Source organism: Streptomyces sp. NPDC048606 (assembly GCF_040650855.1).
Classification (GTDB): Bacteria; Actinomycetota; Actinomycetes; order Streptomycetales; family Streptomycetaceae; genus Streptomyces.
Map to the genome: position 1 here is coordinate 1 of NZ_JBEZIB010000014.1, position 17,674 is coordinate 17,674.

General features: G+C 73.8%; 16 protein-coding genes. 9 read left to right on the plus strand and 7 right to left on the minus strand.

Translation table 11 applies throughout. From position 1 onward, the window contains the following. The 3 genes from AB0D01_RS17270 to ptsP all read left to right on the plus strand — a co-directional run. A partial coding sequence (locus AB0D01_RS17270; RefSeq protein ID WP_363056020.1) for a hypothetical protein occupies positions 1-279 on the plus strand: 279 nt, incomplete at its 5' end. Between the two features lie 290 nt (positions 280-569). Next, positions 570-1,019, plus strand: coding sequence for a PTS glucose transporter subunit IIA (locus AB0D01_RS17275; RefSeq protein ID WP_363056021.1), 450 nt, complete (start codon positions 570-572; stop codon positions 1,017-1,019). Positions 1,020-1,094: 75 nt separating this feature from the next. Continuing rightward, a complete protein-coding gene (ptsP, locus tag AB0D01_RS17280) occupies positions 1,095-2,765 on the plus strand; it encodes a phosphoenolpyruvate--protein phosphotransferase (protein ID WP_363056022.1) in 1,671 nt (556 codons plus the stop codon). Positions 2,766-2,850: 85 nt separating this feature from the next. Here ptsP and AB0D01_RS17285 read toward each other — a convergent pair whose 3' ends face one another. Further along, positions 2,851-3,807, minus strand: a complete 957-nt coding sequence (locus AB0D01_RS17285) for a hypothetical protein (protein WP_363056023.1) — start codon at positions 3,805-3,807, stop codon at positions 2,851-2,853. 67 nt (positions 3,808-3,874) lie between these two features. Then, a complete protein-coding gene (locus AB0D01_RS17290; RefSeq protein ID WP_363056024.1) occupies positions 3,875-5,851 on the minus strand; it encodes an acetoacetate--CoA ligase in 1,977 nt (658 codons plus the stop codon). A 211-nt stretch (positions 5,852-6,062) separates the two neighbouring features. Here AB0D01_RS17290 and AB0D01_RS17295 point away from each other — a divergent pair, with 211 nt between their 5' ends. Together AB0D01_RS17295 and AB0D01_RS17300 are read left to right on the plus strand one after the other, a co-directional pair. After that, a complete protein-coding gene (locus AB0D01_RS17295; protein ID WP_363056025.1) occupies positions 6,063-8,492 on the plus strand; it encodes a glycoside hydrolase family 31 protein in 2,430 nt (809 codons plus the stop codon). A 130-nt stretch (positions 8,493-8,622) separates the two neighbouring features. Beyond that, positions 8,623-9,165, plus strand: coding sequence for a hypothetical protein (locus AB0D01_RS17300; protein ID WP_363056026.1), 543 nt, complete (start codon positions 8,623-8,625; stop codon positions 9,163-9,165). A gap of 13 nt (positions 9,166-9,178) precedes the next feature. On the opposite strand, the gene AB0D01_RS17305 is transcribed toward AB0D01_RS17300, so the two are convergent. Continuing rightward, entirely contained in the window at positions 9,179-9,688 is a 510-nt protein-coding gene (locus AB0D01_RS17305; protein ID WP_363056027.1) for an NUDIX domain-containing protein, read from the minus strand. A gap of 23 nt (positions 9,689-9,711) precedes the next feature. Here AB0D01_RS17305 and AB0D01_RS17310 point away from each other — a divergent pair, with 23 nt between their 5' ends. The 3 genes from AB0D01_RS17310 (at position 9,712) to AB0D01_RS17320 (ending at position 12,229) form a co-directional block, all read left to right on the plus strand. Continuing rightward, positions 9,712-10,488 carry a M15 family metallopeptidase gene (locus AB0D01_RS17310; protein ID WP_363056028.1) on the plus strand — a complete coding sequence of 259 codons (777 nt, stop codon included), beginning with the start codon at positions 9,712-9,714 and terminating at the stop codon, positions 10,486-10,488. Between the two features lie 80 nt (positions 10,489-10,568). Beyond that, positions 10,569-11,042, plus strand: coding sequence for a zinc ribbon domain-containing protein (locus tag AB0D01_RS17315; RefSeq protein ID WP_363056029.1), 474 nt, complete (start codon positions 10,569-10,571; stop codon positions 11,040-11,042). After that, positions 11,039-12,229, plus strand: coding sequence for a lipid-transfer protein (locus AB0D01_RS17320; protein ID WP_363056030.1), 1,191 nt, complete (start codon positions 11,039-11,041; stop codon positions 12,227-12,229). The genes AB0D01_RS17315 and AB0D01_RS17320 overlap by 4 nt, the downstream gene beginning before the upstream one ends. Positions 12,230-12,561: 332 nt before the next feature. Here the strand turns inward: AB0D01_RS17320 and AB0D01_RS17325 are convergent, their stop codons facing one another. Genes AB0D01_RS17325 through AB0D01_RS17340 form a run of 4 tightly spaced genes read right to left on the minus strand, consistent with a single transcriptional unit; the run spans position 12,562 to position 16,903 of the window. Next, a complete protein-coding gene (locus AB0D01_RS17325) occupies positions 12,562-13,188 on the minus strand; it encodes an ATP/GTP-binding protein (RefSeq protein ID WP_363056031.1) in 627 nt (208 codons plus the stop codon). Next, the gene (locus AB0D01_RS17330; RefSeq protein ID WP_363056032.1) at positions 13,169-13,621 is read right to left on the minus strand and encodes a DUF742 domain-containing protein; all 453 of its coding nucleotides are present in this window, start codon (positions 13,619-13,621) and stop codon (positions 13,169-13,171) included. Before AB0D01_RS17330 ends, AB0D01_RS17325 begins: the two co-directional genes overlap by 20 nt. A gap of 10 nt (positions 13,622-13,631) precedes the next feature. After that, the gene (locus AB0D01_RS17335) at positions 13,632-14,069 is read right to left on the minus strand and encodes a roadblock/LC7 domain-containing protein (protein WP_363056033.1); all 438 of its coding nucleotides are present in this window, start codon (positions 14,067-14,069) and stop codon (positions 13,632-13,634) included. Then, the gene (locus AB0D01_RS17340) at positions 14,066-16,903 is read right to left on the minus strand and encodes a nitrate- and nitrite sensing domain-containing protein (protein ID WP_363056034.1); all 2,838 of its coding nucleotides are present in this window, start codon (positions 16,901-16,903) and stop codon (positions 14,066-14,068) included. Before AB0D01_RS17340 ends, AB0D01_RS17335 begins: the two co-directional genes overlap by 4 nt. A gap of 366 nt (positions 16,904-17,269) precedes the next feature. Between AB0D01_RS17340 and AB0D01_RS17345 the strand changes: the two genes are divergently transcribed. Then, complete coding sequence (locus tag AB0D01_RS17345) at positions 17,270-17,656, plus strand: hypothetical protein (protein ID WP_363056035.1); 387 nt, start codon at positions 17,270-17,272, stop codon at positions 17,654-17,656. The last annotated feature ends 18 nt before the right edge of the window (positions 17,657-17,674 follow it).

Sequence of the window (17,674 nt, forward strand, 5' to 3'; positions counted from 1 at the left end):
CTGGCGTTGATTTTTGGCACGCTGTTGAGTTCTCAAGGAACGGACGCTTCCTTTGTACTCACCCTCTCGGGCTTTCCTCCGGGCTTTCGTTCTGTTCTTGCGTTTCCGACTCTATCAGACTCTTTCGGGCCCGATTTTCCTCGGCGCTTTCCAGGTTCTGCGCTTTCGCGCTTTCCCTTTCCGGCGGTTCCCACTCTATCAGCGTTCTTTCGTCTCTCCGACCACTCGCCGTTTACCGAAAGGGCATACGGAATGAGCGGCAACCGGAGATCCGGATGATCACTGCTTGAGAAGGAGTCCCGTCCACCGACTGTTCGCGAGTTGTTCACGCGGCACGTCCTGGCGGGAGTCACGACAGTACAGCGCCGGTGGTGCGCAGGCAAATCGATTCACGCGTATGGTCTAGTCCACCGGTCTAGTCCACTAGTCTCCGTGCCAAAGGGCCAGCCCGGATCGGGACCAACATCGGGCGAACCCGAACATCCAGTGACATATCCTTCTGACGAGTACGCCGTTCGCGACACGTAGTGACGGCGACACGATGAAGCCCCACCCCCTGGGAGGCCCCCATGACCAGCGTCTCGTCCCCACTTGCCGGGCGTGCCATCGGACTCGCGGCTGTGCCGGATCCGGTGTTCTCCGGCGCGATGGTGGGACCGGGCACCGCCATTGATCCCGTGCGCGAGCCCTCGGAGGCGGTGGCCCCCGTCGACGGTGTGGTCGTCTCCCTGCACCCCCACGCGTACGTCGTCGTCGACGGCGAGGGCCACGGTGTGCTCACGCACCTCGGGATCGACACCGTCCAGCTCAACGGCGAGGGCTTCGAGCTCCTCGTGAACAAGGGCGACACCGTGACCCGCGGTCAGGCCGTCATCCGCTGGAACCCGCAGGCCGTCGAGGAAGCCGGCAAGTCGCCGATCTGCCCCGTCGTGGCACTGGAGGCCACCGCCGATTCCCTCGGCGACGTGAACGAGGACGGCGACGTCAAGGCCGGGGACGTTCTCTTCAGCTGGCGCTGACACGTCCGCCCCGTACGGGCGGGTCGGACATCCACCGCGGCGGCTGGGCCCGCCGCTCAATCGGAGACGGGTGAAATGGAGACAACGCTGCGAGGCGTCGGCGTGAGCCACGGTGTGGCGATCGGCGAGGTGCGGCACATGGGTACGGCGGTCCTGGAGCCGCCGGCCAAGCAGATCACCGCGGACGAGGCGGAGCGCGAACAGGGGCGCGCCCGTCAGGCCGTCGAGGCGGTGTCGGCCGACCTGATCGCGCGCGGCCAGCTGGCCGGTGGCGAGGCTCAGCACGTGCTGGAGGCCCAGGCGATGATCGCCACGGACCCCGAGCTGATGGCTGACGTGGACCGGCGCATCGCCGTCGGCAGCACCGCCGAGCGCGGTGTCTACGACGCCTTCGCCTCCTACCGCGACCTGCTCGCGGGGGCCGGCGAGTACATGGCGGGCCGTGTGGCGGACCTGGACGACGTGCGCAACCGCATCGTCGCCCGGCTGCTGGGCGTGCCGATGCCGGGTGTTCCGGACAGTGACGAGCCGTACGTGCTGATCGCGCGGGACCTGGCCCCCGCCGACACGGCGCTGCTCGACCCCGCGCTCGTGCTCGGGTTCGTCACGGAAGAGGGCGGTCCGACCAGCCACAGCGCGATCCTCGCGCGGGCGCTGGGCGTGCCGGCCATCGTGGCGCTGCCGGGTGCCGGCGAGATCGCCGAGGGCACGGTCATCGCGGTCGACGGCAGCACCGGCGACCTGTTCGTCGAGCCGACCGCGGAGAAGCGGGCCGAGCTGGAGGCCGCGGCCGCCGAGCGGAAGGCGGCGCTGGCCTCCTCCTCCGGTCCGGGCGCGACCTCCGACGGTCACAAGGTGCCGCTGCTGGCGAACGTCGGCGGTCCCGCCGACGTGCCGGCGGCCGTGGAGGCCGGGGCCGAGGGCGTGGGCCTCTTCCGGACCGAGTTCCTCTTCCTGGACGACAGCAAGAAGGCGCCGTCCGAGGAGAAGCAGATCGAGTCGTACCGCAAGGTGCTGGAGGCGTTCCCCGAGGGGCGCGTCGTGGTGCGCGTGCTGGACGCGGGCGCCGACAAGCCGCTCGACTTCCTGACCCCGGGCGACGAGCCGAACCCAGCTCTTGGCGTCCGTGGTCTGCGCACCCTGCTGGACCACCCGGAGGTGCTGCGCACGCAGCTCACCGCGCTGGCCAAGGCCGCCGAGGGGCTGCCGGTCTACCTCGAGGTCATGGCGCCGATGGTGGCCGACCGGATCGACGCGAAGGCCTTCGCCGACGCCTGTCGTGAGGCGGGGCTGCGGGCGAAGTTCGGCGCGATGGTGGAGATCCCCTCCGCCGCGCTGCGGGCGCGCTCGATCCTGCAGGAGGTGGAGTTCCTCTCGCTGGGGACCAACGACCTCGCGCAGTACGCCTTCGCCGCCGACCGTCAGGTGGGCGCCGTGTCCCGGCTCCAGGACCCGTGGCAGCCGGCGCTGCTCGACCTGATCGCCATGTCGGCCGAGGCCGCCAAGGCGGAGGGCAAGAGCTGCGGTGTCTGTGGCGAGGCCGCTTCGGACCCGCTGCTGGCGTGTGTGCTGACGGGTCTGGGTGTCACCTCCCTGTCGATGGGTGCCGCCTCGATCCCGTACGTGCGGGCGACGCTCGCCAAGTACACGCTGGCGCAGTGTGAGCGGGCGGCTGCCGCCGCCCGTGCCGCCGACACGGCGGAAGAGGCCCGTGTGGCCGCGCAGGCGGTGCTGTCCGGCGAGTAGCCGGGCGGCGTGATCGCCGATCGAGGGGCCTTCGCCGGTGGCGGGGGCCCCTCGGTCGTTTCCCGTGCCCGGTGCCGGGGTGCGCTTACCTCCCGTGGTGGGGGTCAGGGAGGTCCACCTCGTAGCCGGGGGCGTGGGTGACGCCGGGTTCCGGGGGGACGGGTTCGCCGGTGTCGGCGTCCGTGCAGTAGGCGTCGAACACGGCCGCCGCGGTGAGCGGGAGCAGGCGGCCCCTGTCGAGGCGCCAGCCGTGGACGCGGTCCTCGAATCCCTCGGTGGTGCTGCGCAGCACCAGTCCCCCGGGGCCGCCCAGGGCGAGGCCGGCGGCGAGGACGGCGGTGAAGTCGAGGGCCTCGCGGCCGTCGACGTGCGGGGGCGCGGAGGGGGTGCCCGGGGTGTCGGGGACCTGGGCGTGCAGGACCGCGACGAGTTGTTCCTCCGTGGCCGGGACGCTGCACACCAGGTGGTGGTGGCCGGGGCCGGCTCCGGCGAGGAGGCGGCGGAGCAGTTCGGCGGCCCGTTCGAGGCAGGCGCGGCCGATGTCGTGGCCGCAGTCGGCGCAGGGGCCGGCGGTGGCGAGCAGGGTGGTCGCGTACTCCCGGGTGGCCTGGCGGACGGCTTCGTCGACGAGGAGCGTGAGCAGCTCGGCGATGGGTTGGCCGGTGTAGGGCAGGGCGGCGGCGGACGCGGCGAGTTCGGCGGTGAAGCGGGTGCGGGTGCCCGCGCTGTCGGGGTCGAGGCCGTGGTCGGCGCAGTAGTCGGCGTATTCGTCGGGGTCGAAGAGGGCGACGGTGGTGTGGAGGCCCTGGGCCGCGAGGGAGCGGAGCAGGGCGTCCATGTGGTCGAGGTAGTCGGTGTAGTCGTCGTGGTGGTCGAAGTCGAAGCTGCGGTAGTCCCGCATGGCCGCGAAGTCCCCGGCGTCGGCGAGGAGGCCGACGGTGCCGGCGACCTCGCGGCGCAGCTCACGGCGCCGCGAGGCGGTGCGCTTGGTGCGGCGCGGCGAGGCGGGTGGTGTGTCCGGCGTACCGGGCGTGCCCTTCATGGTTCCCCCTGAGTGGTGCGAGCATCGAAACGGCTTGCTCACTCAGAGTAATCACGGGCACTGACAGTCACTTCCGAGTGCGGGCGAGCTCCTCGTAGAAGGCGAGCAGTTCGGGGCGGTCGACGGAGCCGGGGTTGACGGCCCTGTCCATCGGGGTGCCCTGGAGGAGGCGCTTGACGGGGACCTCGATGCGCTTGCCGGTGAGGGTGTGCGGGACGGCCGGGATCTCGATGATCTCGTCGGGCACGTGGCGCGGGGAGAGCTGCTCGCGGATGGTGGCGTTGATCTTCTTGCGGAGCTCGTCGTCGAGGGCGGTCCCGGGGGCGAGGTGGACGAACAGCGGCATCCAGTAGCCGCCGTTCGGCTCCTCCAGGCCGATGACGAGGGATTCCTTGATCTCGGGGAGGCGTTCGACGGCCTCGTAGATGTCGGCGGAGCCCATGCGGACGCCCTGCCGGTTGAGGGTGGAGTCGGAGCGGCCGTGGATGACGACGGAGCCGTGGTCGGTGATCGTGATCCAGTCCCCGTGGCGCCAGGCGCCGGGGAACATCTCGAAGTAGCTCTCGCGGTAGCGGTCGCCGTCCGGGTCGTTCCAGAAGTGGATCGGCATGGAGGGCAGCGGGGCGGCGACGATCAGTTCGCCGACCTCCCCGGTCAGGGGCTTGCCGGCGGGGTCCCAGGCCTGGAGGTCGGTGGCGAGGGAGGGGGCCTGGAGTTCGCCGATGTGCACGGGCAGCGTGGGGACGCCGCCGGCGAAGCAGCTGCACACGTCGGTGCCGCCGCTGACGGAGGCGATCCACAGGTCCGCGGCGACCTCGTCGTGGAGCCAGCGGAAGCCGTCGGGCGGGAGCGGGGAGCCGGTGGTGGCCACGCACTTCACGGCGGAGAGGTCGAAGTCGCGGGCCGGGTGGACCTCGGCCTTCTTGCAGGCCATGACGTACGCGGCGGAGGTGCCGTAGAGGGTGGCGCCGGTGCGCTCGGCGATCCGCCACTGGGCGCCGGTGTCGGGGAAGCCGGGGCTGCCGTCGTAGAGGACGACGGTCGTGCCGGTGAGCAGGCCGGAGACGAGGAAGTTCCACATCATCCAGCCGGTGGAGGTGTACCAGAAGAAGCGGTCCTCCGGGCCCAGGTCGCAGTGCAGGCCGAGCTGCTTGAGGTGCTCCAGGAGGATGCCGCCCTGCGACTGGACGATCGCCTTGGGGACGCCGGTCGTGCCGGAGGAGTAGAGGATCCACAGCGGGTGGTCGAAGGGGACGGGCTCGAAGACCGGCTCGGTGTCGTTCGAGGTCAGCTCGGACCAGGGGCGGGTGCCCTCGGGGGCGGGGGTGCCCAGGAGCGGGATGTGCACGACGGCCTTGAGCGAGGGCAGCTCGGCGCGCAGCTCGGCGACGGTCTCGCGGCGGTCGTGCTCCTTGCCGCCGTAGCGGTAGCCGTCGACGGTGAAGAGGACCACCGGCTCGACCTGCTGGAAGCGGTCGAGGACGCTGCGGGCGCCGAAGTCGGGGGCGCAGGAGGTCCAGACGCCGCCGACGGCCGCGGTGGCGAGGAGGGCGACGACGGCCTCGGGGATGTTGGGGAGGTAGCCGCTGACGCGGTCGCCCGGGCGCACGCCGAGGGCGCGCAGTTCGGCGGCGAGGGAGCCGACCTGACGGCGCAGCTCGGACCAGGTCACGGGGGTGGGCTCGTGGGTCTCGTCGACGGCCAGGAGGGCGGGCTCGTCGGCGCGGGCGCCGTCCTCGCCGGCGCGCAGGGCGTGCTCGGCGTAGTTGAGGGTGGAGCCGGTGAACCAGCGGGCGCCCGGCATGGCGCGGTCGGCGAGGACGCTCTCGTAGGGGGTGGTGAAGCGTACGTCGAACCATTCGGCGAGGGCCTGCCAGAAGACGTCGAGCTCGTCGACGGACCAGCGGTGCAGGGCCGGGTAGCCGCCGTCGGCGGGGGCGTCGAAGCGTTCGGCCGCCCAGGCCTGGAAGGCGGTGATACGGGCCGCGGCGATCCTGTCGGGGCTCGGGGACCAGAGGGGTTCCGGCTGGATGGCTGAGGTCATGGGTCGGCTCCCGGTCGAAATCTGTGGCTCGCGCTTGGTGTGCGTACGGTGCCACCCCGGCGTCGTGTGCGCGTGGCGGCTCACAGGGACGATGCCATGTGATCGACATCCGCACCAGAGCCGTCCCGGGTGGTCGCGATTGATCGTTTTCCGGGTGAACGGCAGTTGAACGCACCGCGCGCGGGCGGGGCCCGGTGGCAGGGTGATCGGCATGGACGGTCGTGAACTGGTGCGTGCGGTGAAAGAGATCGGTACGGCGCGCGGGCGGCGCGCCTGGCGCTCGGCCTGGCGGCATCGGCGGGCGGACGCACGGGGGCTCGCGCCCCGGGGTGCGGAGCGGGCACGGGTGCCGGGCCTGTTGGAGGGGACGCGGGAGCTGCCGGGCGGGGGGCTGCTGCGCTTCGCGCGGTCGGAGCTGCTGGTACGGGTCACCGTGGGCGGCGCCGTGTTCTGGGGCTGGGACGGGGCGCGGCCGGAGCCCTCGTACGCGGTGGTGGGCGGGGGGCCGGAGCCGGATCCGCGGGCGGTGCTGGAGCCGGACACCGGGGGTGGCTGGCGGGTGGTGTCGGAGCGGGTGACGGTGGCGGTGTCGCGGCACGGGGTGGTGGAGGTGCGGACCCCGGGCGGTGCGGTGTTGCGGCGGGAGCTGCCGCCGCGGTGGTGGGATCCGGTCGGGGCGGACGCGGGGGCGGACGCGGGGGCCGGCGCGGACGGGGTCGACGCTCCGCCCTCGGACGGGGACGGGGCGGGGGGCGCGCCGGCGCCCGGGGGGTCGCGGTGGGCGCAGCGGGCGGAGGTGGCCCCGGACGCGCGGTTCTTCGGGCTGGGCGGGCGGGCCTCGGGGCCCCGGCTGCGGGACGGGGAGTACCGGCTGTGGAACACCGACCCGAAGGGCGGGTTCGGGCCGGGCGCCGATCCGCTGTACATCACGATGCCGGTGCAGTTGGTGGTCGCGGACGCGGGGACGCACCTGGCGTTCCACGACAACACCTGGGACGGGCGCGTCCTGGTCCGCGAGGGCGAGGAGGGGGCCGGATCGGGCGCCGACCGGCCGGGGTCGAGCGAGCTGCGGATGGAGGGCGGGCCCGCGCGCTGCTGGGTGTTGACGGGGACGCCGGCGCGGGTGCTCGGGGGCTGGGCGGGGCTGACGGGGGCGCCCGCGGTGCCGCCGGAGTGGGCGCTCGGCTACCAGCACGCGCGGTGGGGGTTCGGGAGCGGGGCGGAGGTGCGCCGGGTGGCGGACGGGTACCGGGACCGGGGGCTCGCGCTGTCGGCCCTGCACCTGGACATCGACCACTACGACGCGCACCGGGTGTTCACCGTGGACCGGGTCGCGTTCCCCGATCTACCCGGGCTGGCCGGCGAGTTGAGGGGGCGGGGGGTGCGGCTGGTGTCGATCGTGGACCCGGCGGTGAAGGCGGGGGACGCGCTGCACGCGGCCGGATCGGCGGTCGGGCGGCGGGGTGCGTTCGTCCGGGGCGCGGGGGGCGAGGAGGTGCGCGGCGAGGTCTGGCCGGGTGAGTGCGCCTATCCGGACTTCACGGACCCGGCGGTGCGGGAGTGGTGGGGCGCCCTGTACGAGGAGCGGTTCGCGCAGGGCTTCGCGGGTTTCTGGCACGACATGAACGAGCCGGTGTCCTTCGTGCCGTGGGGGGACGCGACGCTGCCGAGGTCCGCGCGGCACGTGCTGGAGGGCGCCGGCGGGGACCACCGCGAGGCGCACAACGTGTACGCGCTGGCGATGGCCCGCGCCGGGTGGGAGGGGTTGGTGCGGCTGCGGCCGGACGAGCGGCCGTTCCTGTTCTCCCGCTCCGGGTGGGCGGGCATGCAGCGGTACGGGGGCACGTGGTCGGGGGACGTGGAGTCCAGCTGGGAGGGGCTGCGTTCCTCGTTGGCGCTGGTGCTGGGGCTCGGGCTGTGCGGGGTGCCCTACTCGGGTCCGGACGTCGGGGGGTTCGGGGGGTCGCCCTCGCCGGAGCTGTACCTGCGGTGGCTGCAACTGGGGGCGTACCTGCCGTTGTTCCGCACGCACGCGGCGATCTGGGCGGGGCGGCGCGAGCCGTGGGAGTTCGGGCCGGAGGTGGAGCGGCTCGCGGCCGGGGTGTTGGCGGAGCGGGAGCGGCTGCGGCCGTACTTCGTGACGCTGGCGCACCTGGCGCGGCGCACGGGGGCTCCGTACGTCCGTCCGCTGTGGTGGGGGGCGCCGGAGGACCGGGTGTTGCGGGACTGCGAGGACGCGTTCCTGTTGGGGGACGCGTTGCTGGTGGCCCCGGTGTTGGAGCCGGGGTCGGACCGGCGGGCGGTGCGGTTGCCCCGGGGGCGTTGGTACGACACGGCCACGGGGGCGGCGTACGAGGGTCCCGGGCAGGTGTTGCTCGACGCGCCGCCCGGACGGACGCCGGTGCTGGCGCGGGCCGGGGCGGTGCTCCCGGTGCGGCGGGGGGACGGGTCGGTCGGCCTGGAGGCCTGGGCCCCGGCGCGCGGGCGGACCGGTGGCGGGGTGGTGGTGCGGGATCCGGGGCCGGGGTTCGCGGCGGGCACGGTGGAGCGGTACGCCGTGCGGTGGGCGGGAGCGGCGGTGGTGGTCGAGGACGAGGCCGGGGCGGTGGTGGAGGGGGTCGACGTACGGGGGCTCGCGTAGCGCCGGCGGCGCGGGTGGCGGGCCGGGCGCGTCCGGGGCGTATAGGGGGGCGGTAGGCGGGTGGGGCACCCTGCCGGCGGCGCCGAGGGGGCGCCGTGGACCGTGGGGATCGGAGTCAGTGGTGGTCTTGTTGAGCGCGGCGCGGCCGTACGCGATGATCCGGCGGCCGGGGGCGCGCCGTCGGGACCCGGCGCCGGGCGCCGAGGTCGTCGGGACCTGGCAGCTGCTCACGGTGTGGGCGCTGCTGCTGGTGACCGGGGGCACGGCCGGCGGGTCGTTCGCCGCGCTCGGGGTCGGCGCGCTCGTCTGGGCGGCCGCCGGGTTCCTGCACGGGTGGCTGCTGGTCAAGCCGCTGGCGTTACTGGGGCGCCTGACGGCGCGGTGGTGCGCGTGGCCGGAGCCGGTGGCGCTCGGGGTGCTGACGGTGGCGGTGTCGGCGGCGCCGGCGTGGCTGGTCCACTGGTGGCTGCGGACCCTGGCGGGTGCGCCGCCGGGCTTCGGCCGGGTGTGGGCGCTGGCGACGGCGGGGGCGGTGCTGCCGCTGGCGGCGGGCGCGCTGCTGCGCGGGCGCGGGGTCGCCGCCCGGGTGTTGTGGGCCCGGGGCGCGGTCGTCGCGTGCACGACGGTCGGGGTGGTCGCCCTGGCCGCCGTGGTGCGCGATCTGCCGCTGTGAGGGGCGGGCGGGTCTACGCGTAGCGGCCGGCGAACCAGGACGCGGCGGCGCGGGTGTGGAGGGGGAAGGCCAGTTCGGCCGGGGCGCGCAGGACGTGCCAGCCGGTGGTCTCGTCGGTCGCGGTGGACGGGGGCAGGTCGGCGGTCGGGCGCGGGGGCAGGAGGCCGAAGACGAGGAGGTGGCCCGCCGGGGAGCTGAGCACGTCGGCGAGGGAGACCTCCTCGACGGGGGCCTCGATGCCGGTCTCCTCGCGCAGTTCGCGGACGACGGCCTCGCGCCAGTCCTCGCCGAAGTCGACGAACCCGCCGGGGAGGGCCACGCCGCCGAGGGCGGGTTCGATGGTGCGGGTGATGACGACCAGTCCGGTGCCGTCGGCGTCCTCCACGGGGAGCAGGGCGACGGCCACCGGGAGCGGGTTGCGGTAGGAGACGGCTCCGCAGGCGGCGCAGGCGCGCGGCCAGTCGGTGGAGTCGAACCGGTTTCCGCAGGTGGGGCAGTGCGCGTTTCCCGTGTCGTGAGGCATGCGGTGATGCTATGCCAAGGGGCATGAGGATGGTGGTGGTGGCGGTGCTCGTCGCTCTGGTGGTGCCTTCGTCCGGGCCCGCCGCGCCGGCGACCGGTTCGGCCGCGACCGGTTCGGCCGCGAGCGGTTCGGCCGCGACTCGTTCGTCCGCGACCGGTTCGGCCGGGCCGGGGCGGGACGCGGGGTTCGTGGCGCTCCGGGACGTGGATCCGGGGATCGCCGAGGACGTCCGGTACGCGGGGACGCGGAACTTCACGGGTGGGGTCGTGGACGGGTACGCGGAGCCGGTGTGCCTGTTGACCCGTCCGGCGGCGCGGGCGTTGCGGCGGGCGCAGCGGGATCTGCTGCGCCGGGGCTACGGGTTGAAGGTGTACGACTGTTACCGGCCGCAGCGGGCGGTGGACCGGTTCGTGCGGTGGGCGGCCGAGCCGGACGATCCGGCGGCCAAGGCGGAGTTCTATCCGGACGTCGACAAGGGCCGCCTGATTCCCGAGGGTTACATCGCGGAGAGGTCCGGGCATTCGCGCGGCGCCACCGTGGACGTCACGCTGGTTTGGCCGGTCGGCGGGCGGGAGGTGGACATGGGAACCCCCTTCGACTTCTTCGGTCCGCCGTCGCACACGGACAGCGGAGCGGTGTCCGAGGCGGCCCGCGCGAACCGCCGGCTGTTGCGGGGGGTGCTGGGCGGGGCGGGCTTCGTGAACCTGCGCGAGGAGTGGTGGCACTTCACGCTGCGGTCCGAACCCTTCCCCGACACGTACTTCGACTTCCCCGTCTCCGTCGCCTCCGTGCGGCCGTGATCGCGCGGAAGTCGCCCGTCGAGAACCCGTGCCAGGGAAGCCCGCCCGTGACAGACTTCTGACGATCCGTCAGAAGTCTGATGAGGGAGGGGCACGTGGAGCGCACACGCACACCCGTCGTGAGCGGGTGGTTCACCGAGGAGGCACCGGACGGCGGCGGCTTCCGCCTGCTCGGCACCCGGTGTTCGGCCTGTACGGCGGTGTTCTTCCCGCCCGAGGGGGCGTACTGCCGCAATCCGCGCTGCCCCGGCGGCGGCGAGCTCGCGAAGGTGCCGCTGTCCGCGCGCGGCCGGGTCTGGTCCGTGACGGACGGCCGCTATCGGCCGCCCGCCCCGTACGTGTCCGATCCGGCGGCGCCCTGGGAGCCGTACACCCTGGTGGCGGTGGAGCTGGAGGCCGAGGGGATGGTGGTGCTGGGGCAGGCGGAGCCGGGGCTGACGCCGGCGGACCTGGCCGTCGGCACCGAGGTCGAGGTGGTGCCCGGGGTTCTCCACGAGGACGCCTCCACCCTCTGGACGACCTGGCGGTTCCGGCCGGCGGGAGGGGCGCGGTGAGCGGGGACGTCGCCGTCCTGGGGGCGGGCATGCACCCGTGGGGCAAGTGGGGCCGCAGTTTCGTCGAGTACGGGCGGGCCGCCGCGCGGGCCGCGCTCGCCGACGCCGGCCTGGAGTGGACCGACGTACGGTCCGTGGTGGGCGCCGACACGGTGCGCGGCGGCTACCCCGGCTACGTCGCCGGGGCCACCTTCGCGCAGGCGCTCGGCTGGCAGGGAGCACGGGTGACCAGCGTGTACGCGGCCTGCGCCTCGGGGGCCCAGGCCATCGGGACCGCCCGCGCCCAGATCCTCGCCGGGCTGGCGGACGTGGTGCTCGTGGTCGGCGCCGACGCCGCGCCGAAGGGCTTCTTCGCCCCGGCCGGGGGTGAGCGGCCCGACGATCCGGACTGGCTGCGCTTCAGGGTGCTGGGCGCCACGAACCCGACGTACTTCGGGCTGTACGCGCGGCGCCGCATGGCCCTGCACGGGGACGGCCTGGAGGACTTCGCGCTGGTCAAGGTGAAGAACGCGGCGGCCGGGGCGCTCAACCCGAACGCCCGCTACCGCAAGGAGGTCACCGCCGAGGAGGTCGCGGCCTCGGCGGTGGTCGCCGATCCGCTGCGGCTGCTGGACATCTGCGCCACCTCCGACGGGGGCGCGGCGCTGGTGCTGAGCAGCATGGGGTTCGCGCGGGCGCACGGGGTGGCGGACCCGGTGCGGATCCGGGCGGTGTCGACGGTGACGCCCACGTATCCCCGTACGGTGTTGGACCTGCCGGACATCGCGACGGACTGCTCGGTGGCCTCGCGGGGCGCGGCCGGTTCGTTCCGGGCCTCGATCGCGGCCGCGGCGTACGAGGAGGCCGGGGTGGGGCCGGGGGACCTGTCGCTGGCCGAGGTCTACGACCTGTCCACCGCGCTGGAGTTGCAGTGGTACGAGGACATCGGCCTGTGCGGGGAGGGCGAGGGCGCGAAGCTCGTACGGGAGGGGGCGACCGCGCTCGGCGGGCGGATCCCGGTGAACCCGAGCGGGGGGCTGGCCTCGTTCGGGGAGGCGGTGCCGGCGCAGGCCATCGCCCAGGTGTGCGAGCTGACGTGGCAGCTGCGGGGTACGGCCGGGGCGCGGCAGGTGCGGGGGGCGCGGGTCGGCATCACCGCGAACCAGGGTCTGTTCGGGCACGGTTCGGCGGTCGTCGCCGTGCGGTGACGGACGTGACGGCGGCAGACGTGGCGGTGACGGGCGTGACGGCGGCGGACCCGGTGGCGGCGGACGGCTGTCGGCGGCCACCGGACGCCGGACGGACGACCCCGGGACGGCGGCCGGGGCGGGGCCGCGGGGGCCGTGAACAGGGGCTGTTGTCACCGCTCTTGACGACCCCCGGCGGCGGGTTCACACTCTCCCCACAGTCCCGCGCCGTGACCGGGACCCCGTGTCCCCCCATGTGAGCCGCGGCCCGTACCCCAGTCGGCGGGGGTACGGGCCGCCTCCATGCCGCGGGCCGTCACGGGAGGGGTGTCGACCCCCTGTTCCGGAGGGCGTCAGGCCCTGGCGGCGAGGCTCGCGCGGCGGGCGCGGGCCAGCGACATCGCGTGTTCCACCACCCCGACGAGCACGTCCTTGACGGACTCCCGGTCGCGGGCGTCGCAGAGCAGCACCGGCACCTCGGCGTCGAGGTCGAGCGCCTCGCGGACGGTCACCACCGGATGGCGGGCCGCCCCGTCGAAGCAGTTGACGGCGACGACGAAGGGAATGCCGCGCCGTTCGAAGTAGTCGATCGCGGCGAAGCAGTCGGCGAGCCGTCGGGTGTCGGCGAGCACGACGGCCCCCAGCGACCCCTGGGCCAGTTCGTCCCACAGGAACCAGAAGCGGTCCTGGCCGGGCGTACCGAAGAGGTAGAGCACCAGGTCCTCGCGCAGCGTGATGCGGCCGAAGTCCATGGCGACGGTGGTGGTGCTCTTGCCCTCCACTCCCCCGGTGTCGTCGATGCCGACGCCCGGTTCGGAGAGCCGTTCCTCCGTGCGCAGCGGGCGTATCTCGCTCACCGCGCTGACCAGGGTGGTCTTGCCCACCCCGAAGCCGCCCGCGACCAGGATCTTCAGGGTCAGCGGCTCGACCGGCGACACGGCATGCATCGCGCCGGTGCGGCTAGAGCGCCCGAAGGCCATCGATCACCTCACGCAGTATGGATTCGTCGGGCAGTTCGGCCGGCGGTACCGGCCGGGTCACGTGGACCAGCTCGTCGGCGACGAGGTCGCCGATGAGGACCCGGACGACGCCTATGGCGAGGTCCAGGTCGGCGGAGAGTTCCGCCACCGACTGGGGGCGTTCCCGGCACAGCCCGAGGATGTGGGCGTGTTCCGGGGACAGGGTCATGTCCCAGACCGGATCGTCGGCCGCCGGCTCGGCGACCACCAGGGCGATCAGGTCGAGGCGGTGTTGGCCGGCGTGGCTGGTCCGGCCCCGGGTCATCGCGTAGGGACGCACGACGGGACCCGCCTCGTCGTCGAACCAGCTCGGGTGGCCGGCCTCGGGTGTCGCGTCGGGGACACCCGGGGTGCCGGGGTCGCCGAGGGGGTGGTCCTGGCCTGGGTCGCTCATGCCGTCCGACTCACCCTCCGGCGGGCAGCCCGGTGCGCGGGGCGGTCGCCAGGTGGTCGCCGACGCGCTTGACCATCAGCGTCATCTCGTAGGCGACCTGGCCGACGTCGGAGTCGGCGTCGGAGAGCACGGCCAGGCAGCTGCCGTCGCCGGCGGCCATGACGAAGAGGAAGGCCTCGTCCAGTTCGACGACGGTCTGGCGGACGCGGCCGGAGTCGAAGTGCCGGCCGACGCCCTTGGCGAGGCTGTGGAAGCCGGAGGCCACGGCGGCCAGGTGCTCGCTGTCCTCCCGGGTGAGGTCCTTGGAGCTGCCGGTCGGCAGGCCGTCGCCGGAGAGGACGACCGCCTTGCGGATGCTGCCGACCTTGTCGACGAGTTCGTCGAGGAGCCAGTTGAGCGGGCCGGAGCCCCGGCCCCGGGTGTCGTTTCCGGTCTGCGGTGCGGTCATCGACCGTCCCCTTCGTTCTCGTGCGCGCGGCCGTCGGCGGCGGAGGTGCCTGCCCCGGTCTCGGACTGCTGCTGTGCGTGCTGCTGGTTGCGGCCCGCCGTCCAGCCTCGCTGGAGGGCGGACATACGCGTACGTACGTCCTCCGCGTCGCGGTCGGCGACCGACTCGGCGGGGGCTTCGGCCGCTGCCGCGGCCGGGCCGTTCTTGAGCTGGGGCGCGAGGTTCGCCTGTCGGACCCGGCGGGGCAGCCCGCCGGGGGCCGGCGCGGCGGGCGCCTCCCCGGAGGACGGTGCCTGGGATCGCGTCGGGACCTTCGCGGGGGTGGTGCGGGGTTCCACCCGGCGGCCGTGCTCGGCGACCAGGGTGGGGGTGGGGCGGCGGCGGGGCAGCGGCACGGTCCCGCCGCCGCGGGCGCCCTCGGGGCGCGCACCGGCCGCGCGGGGGCGTTCGGCCCGGACCGGGCCGGTGGGGGCCTGCGGGTCGCGGTCGGGGCGGGGGCGGCCCGTTCCGTTGTCGCGGTCGCGGTCGGCGCCGCGCTCGCCCTTCCAGGCGCCGCGTTCGGCGTGCGGGTCGGCGTGGGGGGCGTCGCCGGCGCGCAGGCCGAGCAGGGCGCTGCGCGGGATGCCGCCGGGCGGGGTCTCGTCGTCGAGGCTGGCCATCGGGGGGCGTCCGCCGACGCCGGTGAGGCCCGCGATGCCTCCCGTGCCGTGTCCGGCCGTACCGGTGTCGTCGAGGGTGTCCAGCCCCTCCAGACCGAGGAGGCCGACGGGGCCCTCCAGCTCGACGGGGCCGTTCAGCACGCCGGTGGGCAGGGAGCGGGCGGACGGTCCGCCCGGGGCGGTGGCCGGCCGTCGCTCGGGCTTCTTGCCCGCGGGGGCCCCCTTGAGGTGCTTGGCGCTCTTGATGGTGTCCAGGCGCAGGCCGGTGCCGTTGGTGTCGGGGGCCTCGGTCAGCAGGTCCGCGGGCAGGAAGACCACCGCGGTGGTGCCGCCGTAGGGGCTGGGCTGGAGGACGACCTTGATGCCGTGGCGGCGCGCGAGGCGGCTGACGACGAACAGGCCGAGGCGGTCGGTGTCGGAGAGCTCGAAGTCGGGGGTCTCGGCGAGGCGCAGGTTCGCGTCGAGGAGCGCCTCGGGGTTCATGCCGAGGCCGCGGTCGTGGATCTCCAGGGTGAAGCCGTTGGCGACGCGTTCGCCGTGGACCTGGACGGCGGTGTGCGGCGGGGAGAAGACGGTGGCGTTCTCCAGGAGTTCGGCGACGAGGTGGGTGACGTCGGCGACGGCCGGTCCCTCGATGCCGATGCGCGCCAGGCGTCGGACCTCGATGCGCTCGTAGTCCTCGACCTCGGCGACGGCGGCCCGTACGACGTCCATCAGCTGGACGGGCTTGCGCCACTGGCGGGAGGGGGCGGCGCCGGAGAGGATCACCAGGCCCTCGGCGTGCCGGCGCATGCGGGTGGTCATGTGGTCGAGGCGGAACAGGTCGGCGAGTTCCTCGGTGTCCTCGGTGCGCCGTTCCATGGTGTCGAGCAGGGTCAGCTGGCGGTGCAGCAGGACCTGGTTGCGGCGGGCGAGGTTGACGAACACCTCGGAGACGCCGCGGCGCAGCTCGGCCTGCTTGACGGCGGCCTCGACGGCGGCGCGCTGGAGGCTGTTGAGGGCCTGGCCGACCTGTCCGACCTCGTCCTTCTCGAACTCCAGGTGGGGCGCCTCGGTCTCCACGTCGACCGTCTCGCCGGCGGCGAGGCGGCGCATGACGCTGGGCAGGCGGACGCCGGAGGCCTCGTGGGCGTCCTTGCGGAGCCGGGAGAGGTCGCGGATCAGGTCGCGGCCGATGCGGACGGACAGCAGGAGGGAGACGGCGAGGGCGAGGAAGCCGAGGATGCCGGCGACGGCCGCCTGGACCATGACGCCGGTGGCGATGGGCGTGACGCGCTTTTGGTAGCGGTCTCCGGCTGCGGTGCCCATCGTGGCGAGGTCGCCGAGCACCTTGTTGGCGGCCTCGTCCCACTGGGCGGCGGTGACGGCGCGGTTCGTCTTGCCGGTCCCGCCGGTGATGAACCGTTCCTCCGCGTCGCGCAGCGCCTTGGTCTCGGGGCCGCTCCAGAACCGCTCGAAGAGGGTCCGCTCGTCGGCCGGGAGGATCGCGAGGTTGAAGTCGTAGAGCAGGCGGCGGTTGGCGGCGAGGTCGGAGACGGTGCGGAGGTTCGTGGAGCTGACGTTGCCGGCGGCGAGGGCCGAGGCGATGACGGCGTCGCCGCGCGAGAGGGTCTCGCGGGCGCGGGTGATGCCGACGAGGGCGCGGCCCTGCTTGTCCATCTCGACGTTCTCCAGCGCGTGGAGGTTCATCAGGAACTCGTAGCAGGGGTCGACGAGCCTGCTGTAGAGCTCCAGCGCCTGTCCCGGGTCGACGGCGTTCTGGTCGACGGAGCGGCGCAGCGCGGTGATGCCGTGGAAGGCGTCGAGGATCGAGCGCAGGCGTTGCGCGGCCTGGGGGTTGAGTTCCTCGACGACCTCGGGGTCCGTTGCGTTGGCGGTGATGTCGCGGACCACGCGGTCGGTGGCGCCCCGGCTCTTGGCGAGCTCGGTGGAGGCGGCGATCGCGCGGGGGTCGCCGAGCAGGACGAGGGTCTGGCGGCGTTCCTTCTGGATGACGCGGACGACGTCCTCGATGGGGTAGCCGACCTTGCCGATGACGTAGGCGACGTCGAGGAGTTGCACGGCCTCACGTCCGGTGAGCGCCGTGGAGAAGCCCCACAGGGCGGTCAGGGAGACGAGCGGCACCAGGAGCAACGCCACGATCTTCCGGCGGATGGACTTCCCGCGAAAGCGCATGGCCTCCCCAGCCTCCCCCAGCTCAACCCCGTTGTCAGGGTTGGTGTTCCGTCATTTAAACGGCGTGAGCCTACTACTGACACGGAGTCCCTTCGAAGGCGTGTCCGGACGTTTTCGGCCTGGCCCCTGGACGAAGATCACCAGTTGTCCGATACTTCCGGTCAAGTCCGGCCCGATATGTGGCAGATGACACTCGGTGGGGCCTCGGTCACCCGACGGTCATGGATGGCTGGAATTCTTCGTTCCGGGGGGTTCGAGGACGATGCGGATGTCCGGGATCCGGGAATCTCCGGACGCCTCCGGTCGTCTGACAGGACGCAGGGGCACGCGGGCATGGCGGTCCGCGGGGCGGGAAGTGAGCGCACCATGAGGATGTACGCGGAGGACGGCGCGGCGGACGAGGCGCCGGGGCGGGGCCTGTGGGTGGAGGAGCCGGCGCGGCGCCGACGGATGCCCGATCCGGTGCGGACGGCGTCGGTGCGGGCGGTGTTGGTCGTGGCGGTGACGCTGACGGAGGCCACCATCACGTTCTTCCTCGCGCTGACCGGGTCCTGGCTGGCCTTCCCGATGATGCTCGGGGGCATAGCGGGCACGGTGCTGGCGACCTGGGGGGTGCTCGACGTCCTGATCACCCGGCAGATGTGGAACCAGCGCCACGGGGTCCTGTCGGAGCCGAGCAGCGCCGCCTCCCCGGGGCGGGGAGGCAAGGCGGCGCGGCGCGACTCCCGCGCCCCGGCGCCGCACCCCCGGTAGCCGACGGGGGTGCGGGTC